Below are 16,364 nucleotides of genomic sequence, written 5' to 3'. Positions count from 1 at the left end.
CGCAACCCAATCCGGAAAGTCAACTAGGAGCGCACAGACTTATGCCACCGAAGGCTCGTGCCGGAGCCGCTGTAAAGAAGGTCCGGCGCAAGGAACGCAAGAACGTCGCCCACGGGCAGGCGCACATCAAGAGCACGTTCAACAACACCATCGTGTCCATCACGGACCCGACCGGTGCGGTCATCTCCTGGGCCTCCGCTGGCCAGGTCGGCTTCAAGGGCTCCCGCAAGTCGACTCCGTTCGCCGCGCAGCTGGCCGCCGAGGCTGCCGCGCGTCGCGCGATGGAGCACGGCATGCGCAAGGTCGACGTGTTCGTCAAGGGCCCCGGCTCCGGCCGGGAAACCGCCATCCGTTCGCTGCAGGCCGTGGGCCTCGAGGTCGGCCAGATCGCCGACGTCACCCCGCAGCCGCACAACGGGTGCCGTCCGCCGAAGCGTCGCCGGGTCTGAGAGGTAGAGAGAGATGGCTCGTTACACCGGTGCAGACTGCCGCCGTTGCCGGCGGGAGAAGATGAAGCTGTTCCTCAAGGGCAGCAAGTGCGATGGTCCGAAGTGCCCGTTCGAGTCCCGGCCGTTCCCGCCCGGGCAGCACGGCCGCGGCCGCACCAAGGAGACGGAGTACCTGCTCCAGCTCCGTGAGAAGCAGAAGGCCCGCCGGGTTTACGGCGTGCTGGAGAAGCAGTTCCGCGGTTACTACGAGGAAGCCGTTGGCAAGCAGGCCAAGACCGGTGAGGTCCTCCTGCAGATCCTCGAGTCGCGGCTGGACAACGTCGTTTACCGGGCCGGCTACGCCCACTCGCGGGACATGGCCCGCCAGCTGGTCAAGCACGGTCACTTCACGGTGAACGGCAAGAAGGTCGACATCCCGTCGTACCGCGTCAAGGAGCACGACATCATCGAGGTTCGGGGCAAGAGCAAGGAGCTCACCCCGTTCATCGTCGCGCAGGCTCAGGCCGGCTCGCGGGCGGTTCCGGCGTGGCTTGAGGCCATCCCGAGCCAGATGAAGGTGCTCGTGCACTCCCTCCCGGCCCGGCAGGTCATCGACACGCAGGTCCAGGAGCAGTTGATCGTCGAGCTCTACTCCAAGTAGTCCGAGCTCGTTCGGTGGCCCGCCCTTCGGGGCGGGCCACCGGAACAGTTTGTGTCGTGGGCGTCAAATAGCGGGCGCCCCGGAAGAGAAGAGAAAAGATGCTCATCAGCCAGCGACCCTCCCTCTCCGAGGAGTCGATCAACGAGACCCGCTCCCGGTTCGCCATCGAGCCGCTGGAGCCGGGCTTCGGCTACACCCTGGGTAACTCGCTGCGGCGTACGCTGCTGTCGTCGATCCCGGGCGCGGCCGTCACCTCGATCAAGATCGACGGTGTGCTGCACGAGTTCACCACGATCCCCGGTGTCAAGGAGGACGTGGTCGAGCTCGTCATGAACATCAAGGAGCTGTGCGTCAGCTCCGAGCACGACGAGCCGGTCAGCATGTACCTGCGTAAGCAGGGCCCGGGCGACGTGACCGCGGGCGACATCCAGCCGCCGGCCGGCGTCTCGGTGCACAACCCGGATCTCAAGCTCGCCACCCTGAACGGCAAGGGCCGGCTCGACATGGAGCTGACCGTCGAGCGCGGCCGGGGCTACGTGACGGCGGCGCAGAACAAGCAGTCCGGCGCGGAGATCGGCCGGATCCCGGTCGACTCGATCTACTCGCCGGTGCTGAAGGTGACCTACCGCGTCGAGGCGACCCGTGTCGAGCAGCGGACCGACTTCGACCGGCTGATCATCGACGTCGAGACCAAGCCGTCGATGGGTCCGCGTACGGCGCTGGCCTCCGCCGGTTCGACGCTTGTGGAGCTGTTCGGGCTGGCCCGGGAGCTGGACGAGACCGCCGAGGGCATCGACATCGGGCCGTCCCCGCAGGACGCCCAGCTGGCGGCGGACCTTGCCCTGCCGATCGAGGAGCTGGACCTCACCGTCCGCTCCTACAACTGCCTCAAGCGCGAGGGCATCAACTCCGTTGGTGAGCTCATCGGGCGTACCGAGGCCGACCTCCTCGACATTCGCAACTTCGGTCAGAAGTCGATCGACGAGGTCAAGATGAAGCTCGCCGGGATGGGTCTCGGGCTGAAGGACTCGGCTCCGAACTTCGACCCGGCGCACGTCGTGGACACCTTCGGCGAGGCCGACTACGACACCGACGACTACCGCGAGACCGAGCAGCTCTAGTCCGCGCTGCCGCCACAACTGAGGAGCACCAAAAATGCCCACGCCCACCAAGGGCCCCCGCCTCGGCGGCAGCCCCTCGCACGAGCGGCTGATGCTCGCCAACCTGGCGACCGCGCTGTTCCAGCACGGCAAGATCCAGACCACCGAGACGAAGGCCCGGCGGCTGCGCCCGCTGGCCGAGCAGCTCATCACCAAGGCCAAGCGCGGTGACCTCGCCTCGCGGCGGCGTGTGCTGGGTGTCGTCAAGGACAAGGACGTGGTCTACGCCCTGTTCGACCAGATCGCGCCCCGGTACTCCAACCGCCCCGGCGGTTACACCCGGATCGTGAAGACCGGTCCGCGCAAGGGTGACAACGCGCCGATGGCCATCATCGAGCTGGTGGAGGAGCTTCAGGTCGCCGAGCCGAAGGTGAACAAGAAGACCGCCGCCCGCAAGGCCGCGCAGCAGGACAAGGTCGAGGCGCTCGCCCCGGCCGACGAGGCCCCGAAGTCGGCTCCGGCCGACCAGGACTCCGAGGCGCCGGTGTCGGCGTCCGGTGACACCGACGCCGCCCGCGAGGACAGCGACGAGGCCACCGAGAACAAGGCCTGATCAAGGGCATTGTCGGGCCCGGCACCCCATCGGGGTGTCGGGCCCGACCCGTAACAGGAGGTACGAGGTGGACGAGCGGATCCGGCTACGGCTGGACGTCTCGTACGACGGCACCGACTTCTCCGGCTGGGCCGCCCAGCCGACCCGGCGCACCGTCGCGGGGGTGCTCGTCGAGACCCTGGACCTGGTCCTCGGCGTCGGTACGGCCACCGGGCTGACGGTGGCCGGACGGACCGACGCGGGGGTGCACGCCACGGGGCAGGTGTGCCACCTGGACCTGCCGGTGGAGGTGTGGCGGCAGCACGAGGAACGACTGCTGCGTCGCCTGGCCCGGCTGCTCCCCACCGACGTGCGGGTACGGGCGATGACCGAGGTGCCGGCCGACTTCGACGCCCGGTTCTCGGCCACCTTCCGGCGCTACGAGTACCGGGTCACCGACGCGCCGTTCGGTGCCGAGCCGCTGCGCCGGCACGAGGTGCTGGCGTGGCCGAAGCCGTTGGACCTGACCGCGCTGAATGCCGCCGCGGCCGGCCTGGTGGGGGAGCACGACTTCGCCGCGTACTGCCGGCGCAAGGAGCACGCGACCACGCTGCGCGAGGTGACCCGGCTGGACTGGCGCCGCGACCCGGACGGCATCCTGGTCGCCACCGTGCAGGCCGACGCGTTCTGCCAGGCGATGGTGCGCAGCCTGGTGGGGGCCATGCTCGTGGCCGGGGACGGCCGCCGCCCGGTCGAGTGGCCGGGCACCCTGCTCACCCAGCGGGAGCGGTCCAGTGAGGTGACCGTGGCCCCCGCGCGCGGGCTGACGCTGGTCGCCGTCGGCTACCCGGCCGATCCGGCCGAGTACGCCCACCGCGCCACCCTCACCCGCCGGTTGCGGGTCCCGATCGAGGGTTGACGGCCCGCAGGGTCAGTCGCCCGGCAGGCCGCCCTGGTTCGCGTTGCTGCCGGTCGGGGCCGCCGTCGGCTGTGCGGCGGTGCCACCGTCGGCCCGGCTCTGCAGCACGCCCCGACTGAGGTGCAGCTCGATCATGTCGAACAGGATCTCGCGGACCTTGGCGTCACCCGCCTTGACCGGTGCCCCGTCCTTGCGGACCACCAGGGCGTACGCCAGGTAGTGGCCACGGACCTGCCAACCGACGCGGGCCGGAGCGCTGGCCAGGACATCGGTGCCGTCGCCGTCGTCGGTGGTGAGGCCACGGAAACGGCCCTGCCGCTCGTCGAGCAGTTGCCGGAGTCGGTCGCGGGCTCGTTCCGCGCTGACCTTGTCGGTGAGGTTGAACAGGCCGGCGGTGACCAGGTGGCCGCCGTCGGGCGTACTCAGCGTGGCCCGGACGACCTGGTTGCAGCCGAGCCGGACCAGCAGGTCGGCGACCTCGTCGGTGGCGGCGACGGCGCAACTGCCGCTGGACTGGGTCTTGAGCACCTGGTAGCTCGGCTGGCCGTCGGTGAGCTTCAGTTCGTTGCCGGGGAAGAGTTCCCTGGCGGTGAGCGGGGCCTGGTCGGTGTCCCGGGAATCGAGGGCCAGGCGTTCCGCGGAGGCCGACGTCGGGGCGGCGTTCGGCTGGTACGTCGGGCTGGTCTGCGGCTGCTGCTCGTTGCGGTCCATGAGCAACGCGGCGGCACCGAGGCCGCAGAGGGCGAGCAGCACCAGGACGGCTGCGCCGCCGATCAGTACCTGCCACAGTCGGCCGCCACCGCGCCGGCCGGACGGCTCCGCCGGCGCCGCCGAGGTGTAGATCTGGCTGCGAGGCGGGGCGGGCGGGATGTCGGCACGAGTCGGCAGTGGCTGCGCCACGTCGCCACGAGCAGGCACGGGCTGCGGCACCTCGGCACGGGCCGGCACCGGCTGCGGCACCTCGGCGCGAGTCGGCACGGGCTGCGACGAGGGCAGCGAGAGCTGGTTCGGCCGGGGCAGCGACGGCGTGGGGAAGCGCGACGGAGAGGGCCCGGCCGGCGGGGGCGGACCGGCGCCGAGCACCGACAGGTCGGACCCGGGCTCCGGGTACTCCTCGAAAGCGTCCTCATCGGACTGGTACCGATACACCATGTCGCCCAGACTAGAAGTCATTGTCCCTTTAGGGGGTAATTTCGAGGAAATGTGCGTGCGGGCCGTGTCGGGGCCGCCCGAGACCGGTGCGAGAATTGCCGGGTGACCGGCGACCACTACTTCACCGCTCAGCCCACCAGCGACGCCCCGGCGCGCGAGGTCGAGTTCTCCGTCGCCGACCGCGACTACCGGCTCACCTCGGCCGGCGGGGTCTTCTCCGCCAGTCGGCTCGACCCGGGCACCGCGGTGCTCCTGCGTAAGGCCGAGCTGCCCGCCGCCGACACCGGTGGCGACCTGCTCGACCTCGGCTGCGGGTTCGGGCCGATCAGCTGTGTGCTGGCCGACCTCGCGCCCACGAGCACCATCTGGGCCGTCGACGTCAACGCCCGGGCCCGCGAGTTGACCGCCGCCAACGCGGCCCGGATCGGCGCTGCCGACCGGGTCCGGGTCAGCGCGCCGGACGACGTTCCGGACGGCGTCCGCTTCGCCCAGCTCTGGTCGAACCCACCCATCCGGATCGGCAAGGACGGGCTGCACGACCTGCTGCTGCGCTGGCTGCCCCGACTCGCCCCGGACGGCGTCGGCTGGTTGGTCGTCGCCCGGCACCTCGGCGGCGACTCGCTGCAACGCTGGCTCACCGAGCAGAGCTGGCAGGTCGAGCGGTACGCCAGCCAGAAGGGCTTCCGGGTGCTGCGCGTCACCCGGTAATTGGATATACCCCCCGACCCTCACTGGGGCAGGATCCCGGCGTGGGATACGTGGACGTGGCAGCGGTCGGGCACATCCTGCCCGACGGTCGGGAACTCTTCGCCGACGTGTCGTTCCGGGTCGGGGAGGGCAGCAAGGTCGCCCTGGTCGGGCCGAACGGGGCGGGAAAGACGACCCTGCTGAGGATGGTCGCCGGCGACCTGCCGGTGCGCAGCGGCGTTGTCGCGCGGGCCGGCGGGCTGGGCGTGATGCGCCAGTTCATCGGCATGATCGGCGACGAGTCGACCCTCGCCGACCTGGCGTTGTCGCTGGCCCCACCGTCGCTGCGCGACGCCGGTCGGCGGCTCGGCGAGACCGAGGCGGCCATGCGGGCGGCCGAGGCCCACGGCAAGTTCAGCAACGCCGCGGGAAAGGCCCAACTGGCGTACGCCGACGCGCTCGGCGCCTGGGGCGAGGCCGGCGGGTACGACGCCGAGGTGCTCTTCGACACCGTCGCGACAATCGTGCTCGGCCAGCCCTGGGACGCCGTACGGGACCGGCCGGTGCGCACCCTCTCCGGCGGTCAGCAGAAGCGCTTCGCCCTGGAGTTGCTGCTGCGCGGGCCGGACGAGGTGCTGCTGCTCGACGAACCGGACAACTTCCTCGACGTGCCCGGCAAACGCTGGCTGGAGGCGCGGCTGCGCGAGTCGACGAAGTCGGTGCTCTACGTCTCGCACGACCGCGAGCTGCTGGCCCAGAGCGCCGACCGGGTGGTTGCCGTCGAGGGTGGCAGCGCCTGGGTGCACCCGGGCGGCTTCGCCAGCTGGCACGAGGCTCGGGTGGCTCGACATGCCCGCCTCGACGAGCTGCGCCGACGCTGGGACGAGGAGCACCAGAAGCTGCGCGAGCTGATGCTGATGTACAAGCAGAAGGCCGCGTACAACGACGGGTTGGCCTCGCGCTACCAGGCCGCGCAGACCCGGTTGCGCAAGTTCGAGGAGGCCGGGCCGCCGCCCGTACCGCCGAAGGACCAGGACATCCGGATGCGGCTCAGCGGCGGGCGGACCGGCAAGCGCGCGGTCGTCTGCGAGCAGCTGGAGCTCGACGGCCTGACCTTCCCCTTCGACCTGGAGATCTGGTACGGCGACCGGGTGGCGGTGCTCGGTGCCAACGGCACCGGCAAGTCGCACTTCCTGCGGCTGCTGGCCCGCGGCGGCACCGACCCGGACCCGGCGAACGGGCCGGTCGACGGGGCGGGGGCGCTCGCTCCGGTGGCGCACGACGGCACGGCCCGCCTCGGTGCCCGGGTCCGCCCCGGGCACTTCTCCCAGACCCACGACCGGCCGGAGCTGATGTCGAAGACGCTCGTCGAGATCCTCTGGCGGGGCGACGAGCACCGCACCGGGATGGACCGGCACGCGGCGATGGGGGTGCTCAGTCGCTACGAGCTGGCCGCGCAGGGCGACCAGCGCTTCGGCACGCTCTCCGGCGGGCAGCAGGCCCGGTTCCTGGTGCTGCTGCTGGAGTTGTCCGGGGCGACCCTGCTGCTGCTCGACGAGCCCACCGACAACCTCGACCTGGCCAGCGCGGAAGCGCTCGAAGCGGGTCTGAACGCCTTCGAGGGCACGGTGATCGCGGTCACCCACGACCGTTGGTTCACCCGCTCCTTCGACCGGTTCGTGCTGTTCCGAGGCGACAGCGAGGTGGTGGAGACCCCGGAACCGGTGTGGGACGTCGGGTGAGCGGTCCTCGGCGACGGTGCGTCCGGCCGGCATAGGGTGGATCTCGTGACTGAGATGACCTATCGCCGGCTGGGCGACTCCGGGCTCGTGGTGTCCGTGGTCGGCATCGGCTGCAACAACTTCGGCCGCAAGCTGGACCTCGACGGCACCCGGGCGGTGGTGGACGCCGCCCTGGACGAGGGGATCACCCTCTTCGACACCGCCGACATCTACGGCGAGCCGCAGGGCAGCTCCGAGGAGCTGCTCGGGCAGGCGCTCAAGGGGCGCCGGGACGACGTGGTGGTGGCCACCAAGTTCGGCATGGACATGAACGGCCTCAACGGGCCGGACTTCGGCGCGCGTGGTGCGCGGCGCTACATCGCCCGCGCGGTGGAGGCGTCGCTGCGCCGGCTCGGCACCGACCACATCGACCTGTACCAGATGCACGAGCCCGACCCGGGCACCCCGATCGACGAGACCCTCGCCGCCCTGGACGACCTGGTCCGCGACGGGAAGGTGCGCTACCTGGGCAACTCCAACTTCGCCGGCTGGCAGATCGCCGACGCGGACTGGGTCGCCTCGTCCAACGGCCGGTCCCGCTTCATCAGCGCGCAGAACCACTACAGCCTGGTGGAGCGCTCGGTGGAGGCCGAGGTGATCCCGGCGTGTGAGCGGTTCGGCCTCGGCATGTTGCCGTTCTTCCCGCTGGCCAACGGTCTGCTCACCGGCAAGTACAAGCGCGAGGCTCAGCCGCCGGCCGGCAGCCGGCTCTCCGGCGGTGGCCGGTACGCGGAGCGGCTCGCCGCGGCCGACTGGGACACCATCGAGGCGATCGAGGCGTACGCCGCCGAGCGGGGTCTGACGATGCTCCAGGTGGCGATCGGTGGGCTGGCCGCCCAGCCGGCGGTGACCTCGGTGATCGCCGGTGCCACCACGCCGGAGCAGGTGCGCGCCAACGCCGTCGCCGGCACCTGGGAGCCCAGCGACGACGATCTGGCGGCGCTGCGCGCCGTCCTCTGAGCGCGGCGGGCGCCCGGCGCTTCGTGATCCACTCGCGTTCCTTGACATCGGGGTGACCTGCGGTCCGGAAAGCCCCGACTTCAAGGATGCCGAGACGATCACAGTCGACCGAACGACGCCGGGCCGGGCCGCTCATCGCGGCCCGGCCCGGTCGTTGAATGGGCGTCGGAGCGCCGGTCGAACGCCGGCGCGTTGGTCGGTCAGTCGGTGCGGCGGCGGCCGAACAGCATGGCCACCCCCATCGCCGCGGCGACGAGCACGAGACCGGCCGCCGCGAACGGCCACCAACCGGTGCCCGCCCCGCCGTCGACTGGCCTGGTCACCGCGACCGGCTCGGCCGCCGGCGGCGACTGCGCCGCCTTCGCCTGCACCGTGGCGGTGGCCTTGCTCTGCAGCGGAGCGGGGGAGTTCACCGTCACCTTCCAGGTGCCCGTGGAGAGCACCGGGCCGCTGCTGTAGAAGCCGTGCCCCTCGGGCTGCGGCTCCAACTGCACCGGCCCGACCCGCTGCCCGTCCGGGCCGGTGGCGGTGAGGACCAACCGGACCACCTGCTCCAGCCGGCGGCCATCGGCGTAGCTGGCCTGGATGGTGACGCCCTGAGCCCCGTCGCCGGCCACCGTGAGTTTGAGCTTGTCGGCCCGAGCCGCCCGGGCGGCCTGAGCAGCCTGAGCCCATTGCGTGGCTTGAGCGGCCTGAGCCGCTTGAGCGGCCTGAGCGGCCTGAGCCGCCGCCGGGGCGGCGGCGGTCACGGTCAGGGCCAGTCCGACGAACACGGCGGCCAACACCTTGCGGATACCCGTCACGGACATCCCCTCCCTACCGATGAGGGAGGCCCCTCCCCGACGCCGCAGCGCCGGGGAGGGGCCTCGTCGGATCAGAGCTGGCGACCGGGTGCCAGCCGGGTGGCATCGCCACCGAGCCGCCCGGTGCCCTTGACCGGGTCACCGTCGTTCGCCTTGACCCCGGCCTTGCTGGCCGCGCCGCCGAGCCGAACGATCATGGCGTCGGCGTCCCGGATCAGGACGTCCCGAACCTCCGCCTCAGGCACCAACGTGGCGTCGGAGGCGAGCGTCCGGAACGCGGTGAGCTGCCGGACGGCCGCCCTGTCGTCGCCGGCCGCCTCGGACGCGCGAACAGCGTCGAGCTTGTTCGACAGCTGCTTGTGCGCCTTGGTCGAGAGCCGCCCCGTCGCCTTGAACCGGTCCAGCAGACTCTGCATGTCCCGGAACGAGGTGGTGACGAAGAACCGGACCGTCGAGGTGGTCTTGTTGCCCGCCTTGTCGGTCGCGGTCACGGTCAGCTCGTGCAGGCCGAGCGACAGGTCGTACATGGCCTGCAGGGTGCCGCTCGTGTACGCCTGGCCGTCGAGTTGGCCGACCACGCTCGCGATGCCCGAGTTCGGGTCGACGGCCTGCCAGGACACCCGAACGTCCTGGCTGTCGCCGTAGAGCTGACCGTCGGCCAGCCCGGACACCAGCAGCGTCGGCTTGCTGCCGTCGATGCGCAGCACCGCCGACTTCAGCGTCTCGACGTTGCCCGCTTTGTCCGTCGAGCGGAACAGCAGCTCGTGCTGCCCGTCACCGGTCACCTCGACCGGAGTCGAGTACGGCGTCCACGTGCCACCGTCCAGCGACCACTCGACCGTCTTGACGCCGGATCCGGCGTCGGTCGCGGCCAGCACGACCGGGATGGTCCCGTTGTGCCAGCCGGCGTCGTTCGCCGGAGCGAACGTCGCCGAGGTCACCGGCGCGGTGGTGTCGATCTTGACCGAGACGGTCTTGGTCGCCTCCACGTTGCCGGCCTTGTCCGTCGAGCGGAACCGAAGCTCGTGCTCGCCGTCCCCGCTGACCGCCACCGGAGCGGTGTACGCCGTCCAGGTGGTGGCCCCGTCCAGCTGGTACTCCGTACCGGCGAGCCCGCTACCGCCGGCCTCGTCGGCCCCGGTGAGCGTGATCGTCACCGGCCCGGTGTGCCACCCCTCGATCGGGGTGCCGGAAACCGCCGCGGTGGTGACCGGCGCGGTCTCGTCGGCCACCTTCGTGCTGAGCCGGAAGTAGTCGAACGAGGCGGTCTTCGACGCCGTCTGTGCGGCGCCGAGGGTGAACAGCCCGACCTTCGGGGTGGCTCCGACCGCGCTGTTGGTCAGCGCCGTCAACGCGGTCCAGGTCGTGCCGTCCGCCGAGTACGACGCGGTGAACGTGTCGCCCGTGCGGGCCAGCCGCAGGTGCCACACCGCCGAGGTCAGGTTGCCCGCCTCGGGCTGCGGGTTCTGGACCACCCCGGCGATCTCGCTGCGGAACTCGATCCGCCGCGTCACCGCCTGGCCGGCCTGGTTGTCCGCGATGAAGTCGAACTTCAGGTAGTTGTCGTCGTCGGCCTGCACGAGCAGACCGGCCTGCTGGTACTGCTCGTTCAGCAGGCTGCCGTCGACCTTCGTCTCCAGGGTCCAGTCGCCGGACGGCGCGGTCTGGAGGATGAAGTTCTTCGGCCCGGTGTTGTCGGTGCCGTAGATGTCACCGTTGGGCACGTCGATCCGCAACGCGCCACCGGTGACCCGGTAACCGCTCGGGTCCTCCCGCGTGATGGCGTCCCACCGGCACTTGTCCAGCGTGCTGCCGGTGAACTCGTCGGACGGGTCGACCGGGCCGGCCGGGGCGTCCGGCGTGACCTGGAACGAGTCGAACGCGGCGTCGACAACCGGCGCCTCGGTGCCTCCGTTGAGCGCGAAGACCCCGATCCGCGGGTTGGTGATGCCGGCGAGCGCGGCCGAACGGCCGACCGGGGTGAAGGTCTGCCCGTCGCCCGAGGCGGACGCGGTCAGGTTCGTCCCGTCGCTGGTGATCCGCAGGTACACGGTGTCACCCGCCGGCGCGTTGGTGGCGTCGGCGGCCTCGTTGCGAGGCGTGGCCGCCGTCTCCCGGATGAACTCCACCCGCCGGCTGCCGTTGTACAGCAGGTCCAGCTTGGCGTAGTTGTCGTCGTCGCCGTAGACCAGGACGCCGGCCTGCTGGTAGTTGGCCGTCACCGGCAGGGTGACCTTGGTGGTCATCTCCCACGCGCCGGTCGGAGCCGCCTGGAGCACCAGGTTGGTGGCGTCGTTGCGTGCACCGTAGAGGTCACCCACGCCGGTGGGCAGCCGCAGCGCGCCGCCACTGAGCGAGTAGAGCTGGTTCTCCCGGATCACGCTGGTCCAGCGGGCCTTGTCGAGGCTGTTGCCGTTGAAGTCGTCCGAACGCGCCCCGAAGCAGGACGTGTCCGGAGCGTCGACCCGCACCGGCACGGTGGCGTACGACTTGGCGCCCTTGCTGTCGGTCACCGTGAGGGTGGCCGTGAAGGTGCCCGGGCTGGTGTAGGTGTGGCTGGCGTCCAGGGTGGTCGCCGTGCCCCCGTCACCGAAGTCCCAGGCGTACGTCAGCGGGGTGTCGCCCTCGGCGTCGGTGGCCGTGCCGTCGAAGGCGACGGTGACCGGTGCGGTGCCGGTGGCCGGGGTGGCCGTGGCGCTGACCACCGGCGGCCCGTTCTCGGTGACACCGCGGCCGACGAAGTCCATCCAGTTGACGTTGAACAGCGAACCCGTGCCGCCGTTCGGGTCGCGGGCCAGGAAGTACAGCGAGCCGCTCGCGGCGCCGGTGACCGGTGCGCTCACGTCCGTGTACGTCTGCCACGCGCCGGTCGACGGTACGACGGCCGTGGCGACCACCGGTCCGTCCACCGCACCCGCCCGGACCTCGATCCGACCGCCAGCGGCGGCGGAGGCGGCCCGGAACCGGATCTCGGTGATGTTGGTCAGGTCCGCCGGGGCGAGCGACCACCAGTCGCCGTCCTCGATGAACGCGACGCTCTGGCCGCCGCCGGCGGTGTCGGCGGCGGTCTCCCGCTGCACGCCGGCGTCTCCGCCGCCGGTGCTCACCGGTGCGCGCCCGGTGGCGGTGAAGAACTCGGTCTGCTTGCGCTTGGGCTGGAGAACCTCGATCGCGCGGCCGGTGAGCGGGCTGGCCCCGCCGGTCCCGCCACCGTCGGTGTAGGTGGCCTCGAAGACCGCGAAGACGTTCGCCTCGGCGCCGTGCCCGGAGGCGAGCGACGTCTGCACGGTGCCGGTGCAGCCGGTGTGCTGCTCCAGCGGGTGGGCGTGCTCGTCATGGCCGAGCAGCACCTGGAGGTTCACCTTGGCGCAGTCGACCTGCCCGTCCTCCGGGTCGGTCACCTTGATCGAGTAGCGGACCTGGTCGCCCCACTCGAAGAACCCACCGTCCGGCGGGAACTCGATGGTCACCGTCGGGGACGTGTTGCCCACCGTGACCGGCACGTTGGCCACCGCGGTACGGCCCTTGGGGTTGGTGACGGTGAGCTGGGCGGTGTAGTTGCCCGCCGTGGCGTACGTGTGGGTCGGGTTCGCCTCGGTGGAGGTCTGCCCGTCGCCGAAGGCCCAGGCGTAGGTGAGCGTGCCACCGTCCGGGTCCCGGGAACCGGCGCTGGAGAACTCGACGGTCAACGGCGCGGCGCCCGACGTCGGGGTCGCGGACGCCGCCGCGATCGGTGCCCGGTCACCGGCGGTGTAGTCGATCCGGTAGACGCCGGAGTTGTCGTTGTTGCCGCCGAAGCCGCTGCCCCACTCGATCAGGTACAGCGCCCCGTCCGGGCCGAACTCGAAGTCCATCGGCCGGACCATGCTCATGCCGGCGAGCAGCTGGTTGATGTCCACCAACGACTTGCCGTCGGGGGTCACCTGCATGGTGTACATCTTGTTCTGGTTCCACTCGCCGAGCAGAGCCTTGCCGTCGTAGTACGCCGGCCACTTGCGGTTGGAGTTGAGGTCGGCGTCGTACCGGTAGACCGGGCCGCCCATCGGGGCGCCGCCGCCACCGATCTCCGGGTAACGCGCGTCACCGGCGTACCCGTAGTCGACGGTCGCCGGGACCACTGGCGGGAGGTTGGTCAGGCCGGTGTTGTTGGGCGAGTTGTTGACCGGCGCGGCGCAGTCGAACTTCGCGCCGCTCGGGCCGGACGGGAACGTGTAGTCGTTGTAGGCCTCGTTCGTGCCCGTGCAGTACGGCCACCCGTAGTTACCGGGGGTCACGATGTTCCACTCGACCAGACCGCGCGGGCCGCGGGTCGGGTTGTCCGCGTTGGCGTCCGGCCCGTAGTCCGCGACGTACAGCGTGTTGGTCTTCGGGTCGGTGCCGATCCGGAACGGGTTGCGGAAGCCCATCGCGTAGATCTCGGGACGGGTCTTCTCGGTGCCCGGCGCGAAGAGGTTGCCCGCCGGAACGGTGTACGTCCCGTCGTCCTCCGGGTGGATCCGGATCACCTTGCCGCGCAGGTCGTTCGTGTTGGCCGAGGTGCGCTGCGCGTCGTAGTCCTGGCGTCCCGCCCGCTCGTCGATCGGCGTGTACGAGTTGGACTCGAACGGGTTGGTGTTGTCACCGGTGGCCAGGTAGAGGTTGCCGGCGCCGTCGAAGGTCATGCTGCCGCCGGCGTGGCAGCAGGTGTTGCGCTGGGTGTCGACCCGCAGCACCTGCTTCTCGCTTGCCGGGTTGATGGTGTCACCGGTCACGGTGAACCGGGACAGCAGGTTGCGCGTGACGCCGTCGTTCGGGGCGTAGTACAGGTACACCCAGTTGTTGGTGGCGAAGTCCGGGTCGAGCCGGATGCCGATGAGGCCGTCCTCGTTACCGGTGAAGACGTCCAGGTCGACGGCGGTGACGGTGTTGCCGGTGTCCGGCTTCACGATCTGCACGCGACCGTCGCGCTCGATGTAGAAGACCCGCCCGTCCGGGGCGATGTCCAACTCCATCGGGTTGCTGGTGTTGCTGTCCAGCGCGACCTTCTCGAAGTTCGACGTCTTCGAGGCGCCGCAGTCGGCGTTCTCGACACCGGCCGCGGTGCGGATGCCGCCGAGCAGGTGGGAGAGGAACTCGGGCTCGGCGTACGACTCCCGGGTGTGTCCGCCTCCGGTGTACCAGGAGCGGCCACCGTCGAAGTCCTGACACCAGGCGATCGGGTGGTCCGCACCCATCGCGCCGGCACCGGCGGTGTAGCTCTTCTCGTCCAGGCTGGCCAGCACGTGCACGTCCGGCCGGGGGTTGGTCTGGTAGTTGTACCACTCGTCGAACCGGGACCAGCGCTCCGGCAACCCGGCCGTGGACGGGTGAGCGGGGTCCTCCACCTTGACCGTGGCCTGCTGGTTCTGCGGGTGGTTGGCGAAGTACGCGCCGACCAGGTCGCCGTACCAGGCCCAGCTGTACTCGGTGTCCGACGCGGCGTGGATGCCGACGTAACCGCCGCCGGCCTTCACGTAGCGTTCGAACGCCGCCTGCTGGTCGGCGTTGAGCACGTCACCGGTGGTGGAGAGCCAGATCACCGCCTTGTACTTCGCCAGGTTGGCGTCGTTGAATGCGGCGCCGTCCTCGGAGTTGTCCACGGTGAATCCGTTGGCAGCGCCGAGCTGCTGGATGGCGGCGATGCCGGTGGGGATGGAGTCGTGCCGGAAGCCGGCGGTCTTGGAGAAGACGAGGACGGAGAAGGGATCGGCCGCGGCCTTTGGCGCCACCTGGCTGACCGGGGCTGCGGCTTTCGCATCCCATGGGGAAACCTGGGCGGCCGCCTGGGCGGGCGCGCCGAACAGGGTGGTCGAGGCCATGGCCAGGGAGATCAGGGTCGCGGTGATGGGTACGCGGGCACGACGAGAACGGGACACGCCGCCTCCTGTGTCGTAGTGACAGAGCTCGCGGGAGTCGGCTCGCCGAAGGCCGTCCCTGATGGAGCCGGTGGTCACACCGTGTCAAGGTGCCTCCACCGACATTTTGTCGAATCGCTGAACAAATTAATTCGGCTGGCTCGATGTCGGGCAAGATGCGGACGGGTAACGGTTCTGCAACGGGGGGCGACATTCCGAACAGGACCGTATGAAGTGCCCCATGGATCTTGGTCGTTCTGCCGCGGTCCGGCCCGCCGGGCACCGTCGACCCCGCGCCTTGGCAGGCCGGCGGATCTGTCGTACGGTGACACGCAAGTAACCCACGGGAGCCCGGTGTACCGGGCTGAGAGGGGGGCTGACAGCCCCCGACCGTCGAACCTGATCCGGGTAATGCCGGCGCAGGGAGGAGCGTTGCCGTGCCGTCCCTGGGGCGATTGCATCTCATCACCGACACCCGACCCGGTCGCGACCCACTCGCCGTGGTGCGCGCCGCCCTCACCGTGGCCCACACCGACCTGGTGGTGCAGGTCCGGGTCGAGGACTCCGCCACCGACCGCGAGGCGTACGACCTGACCCGGCGGGTGCTGGCGCTCTGCGCGCCGTACCGGGCGACCTGCCTGGTCAACGACCGGCTGCACGTGGCGCTGGCGGCGGGCGCGGCCGGTGGGCACGTCGGCGCCGACGACCTGCCGGTCACCGCCGCCCGCCGGGTGCTCGGCGCCACCGGAGTGCTGGGCGCCACCGCCCGCGCCCCAGGGCCGGCGCGCGAGGCCGTCGCGGCGGGCGCCAGCTACCTCGGCGTCGGGCCGTGCCACACCACCAGCACCAAGACCGGCCTGCCGGACCCCATCGGGCCCGCCGGGGTACGCGCCGTCGTCGACGCCGTCGACGTCCCGGTCATCGCGATCGGCGGAGTGACCGCCGCCCGGGTGCCCGCGCTGCGGGCCGCCGGGGCGTACGGGGTGGCGGTGGTGGGTGCCGTCTCCGCCGCCGCCGACCCGGCACGGGCCACCGCCGAGCTGATCGAGGCCCTGACGTGCTGACCGGCCGGTCCCCGTCACCGCCGTCGCGCGACCGGGTCCGGCCGGACGTGGCAGTGGTGGGGGCGGGGCCGATCGGGTTGGCGATCGCCTGGCGGTGCGCCGCGCGCGGGCTGCGGGTCGTGGTGCACGATCCGGCGCCCGGCTCGGGGGCGTCGGCGGTGGCCGCCGGCATGCTCTCCCCGGTCGCCGAGGCGTACTTCGGTGAGCGGCAGCTGACCGGGTTGCTGCTGGCCTCCGCCGCCCGCTGGCCGGCGTTCGCCGCCGAGCTGACCGAGACGACCGGGGTCGAGATCGGCTACCGGACCGAGGGCACCCTGATGGTCGGGCTCACCGGTGACGACCTG

Annotated in this window: 13 protein-coding genes and 1 riboswitch; of the genes, 10 read left to right on the top strand and 3 right to left on the bottom strand. The window is 71.1% G+C overall.

Going from position 1 to position 16,364, the window contains the following annotated elements; all coding sequences use genetic code 11:
• The first annotated feature begins 41 nt into the window (after positions 1-41).
• The 5 genes from rpsK to truA all read left to right on the top strand — a co-directional run bounded on the left by rpsK (position 42) and on the right by truA (position 3,700).
• Complete coding sequence (rpsK, locus tag PSH25_RS06210) at positions 42-449, top strand: 30S ribosomal protein S11 (RefSeq protein ID WP_030329919.1); 408 nt, start codon at positions 42-44, stop codon at positions 447-449.
• Positions 450-462: 13 nt separating this feature from the next.
• Positions 463-1,089 (top strand): 30S ribosomal protein S4, encoded by a 627-nt coding sequence (rpsD, locus tag PSH25_RS06205; RefSeq protein ID WP_112584822.1) that lies wholly within the window; start codon positions 463-465, stop codon positions 1,087-1,089.
• A 98-nt stretch (positions 1,090-1,187) separates the two neighbouring features.
• Positions 1,188-2,210, top strand: a complete 1,023-nt coding sequence (locus PSH25_RS06200) for a DNA-directed RNA polymerase subunit alpha (RefSeq protein ID WP_007465227.1) — start codon at positions 1,188-1,190, stop codon at positions 2,208-2,210.
• Positions 2,211-2,244: 34 nt separating this feature from the next.
• The gene (gene rplQ / locus PSH25_RS06195; RefSeq protein ID WP_053653920.1) at positions 2,245-2,802 is read left to right on the top strand and encodes a 50S ribosomal protein L17; all 558 of its coding nucleotides are present in this window, start codon (positions 2,245-2,247) and stop codon (positions 2,800-2,802) included.
• 67 nt (positions 2,803-2,869) lie between these two features.
• The gene (gene truA / locus PSH25_RS06190) at positions 2,870-3,700 is read left to right on the top strand and encodes a tRNA pseudouridine(38-40) synthase TruA (protein WP_238658091.1); all 831 of its coding nucleotides are present in this window, start codon (positions 2,870-2,872) and stop codon (positions 3,698-3,700) included.
• A gap of 12 nt (positions 3,701-3,712) precedes the next feature.
• On the opposite strand, the gene PSH25_RS06185 is transcribed toward truA, so the two are convergent.
• Entirely contained in the window at positions 3,713-4,852 is a 1,140-nt protein-coding gene (locus PSH25_RS06185; RefSeq protein ID WP_238658090.1) for a hypothetical protein, read from the bottom strand.
• A 102-nt stretch (positions 4,853-4,954) separates the two neighbouring features.
• Here PSH25_RS06185 and PSH25_RS06180 point away from each other — a divergent pair, with 102 nt between their 5' ends.
• The 3 genes from PSH25_RS06180 to PSH25_RS06170 are packed head-to-tail and all read left to right on the top strand — an operon-like array spanning position 4,955 to position 8,280.
• Positions 4,955-5,560 (top strand): class I SAM-dependent methyltransferase, encoded by a 606-nt coding sequence (locus tag PSH25_RS06180; RefSeq protein ID WP_124822879.1) that lies wholly within the window; start codon positions 4,955-4,957, stop codon positions 5,558-5,560.
• Positions 5,561-5,601: 41 nt separating this feature from the next.
• Entirely contained in the window at positions 5,602-7,281 is a 1,680-nt protein-coding gene (locus PSH25_RS06175; protein ID WP_238658089.1) for an ABC-F family ATP-binding cassette domain-containing protein, read from the top strand.
• 36 nt (positions 7,282-7,317) lie between these two features.
• Positions 7,318-8,280: an aldo/keto reductase gene (locus PSH25_RS06170; RefSeq protein WP_238658088.1), complete on the top strand. Its 963-nt coding sequence runs from the start codon at positions 7,318-7,320 to the stop codon at positions 8,278-8,280.
• A gap of 200 nt (positions 8,281-8,480) precedes the next feature.
• On the opposite strand, the gene PSH25_RS06165 is transcribed toward PSH25_RS06170, so the two are convergent.
• On the bottom strand, positions 8,481-9,083 hold the full coding sequence (locus PSH25_RS06165) for a hypothetical protein (protein WP_238658087.1): 603 nt from the start codon (positions 9,081-9,083) through the stop codon (positions 8,481-8,483).
• A gap of 71 nt (positions 9,084-9,154) precedes the next feature.
• Complete coding sequence (locus PSH25_RS06160) at positions 9,155-14,977, bottom strand: ThuA domain-containing protein (protein WP_238658086.1); 5,823 nt, start codon at positions 14,975-14,977, stop codon at positions 9,155-9,157.
• A gap of 312 nt (positions 14,978-15,289) precedes the next feature.
• Positions 15,290-15,399, top strand: a riboswitch (TPP riboswitch).
• Here PSH25_RS06160 and thiE point away from each other — a divergent pair.
• Both thiE and PSH25_RS06150 read left to right on the top strand, forming a co-directional pair.
• Positions 15,394-16,020 carry a thiamine phosphate synthase gene (gene thiE / locus PSH25_RS06155; RefSeq protein WP_238658085.1) on the top strand — a complete coding sequence of 209 codons (627 nt, stop codon included), beginning with the start codon at positions 15,394-15,396 and terminating at the stop codon, positions 16,018-16,020. Its footprint overlaps the riboswitch before it by 6 nt.
• Positions 16,017-16,364 (top strand): FAD-dependent oxidoreductase (locus PSH25_RS06150; RefSeq protein WP_238658094.1); only part of this gene is annotated, 348 nt, incomplete at its 3' end. The genes thiE and PSH25_RS06150, both read left to right, overlap by 4 nt.

The organism is Micromonospora foliorum, assembly GCF_022229015.1.
GTDB lineage: Bacteria > Actinomycetota > Actinomycetes > Mycobacteriales > Micromonosporaceae > Micromonospora > Micromonospora foliorum.
The sequence above is the reverse complement of the archived record's forward strand: the minus strand, read 5'-3'. Positions and strand labels throughout refer to the sequence as shown.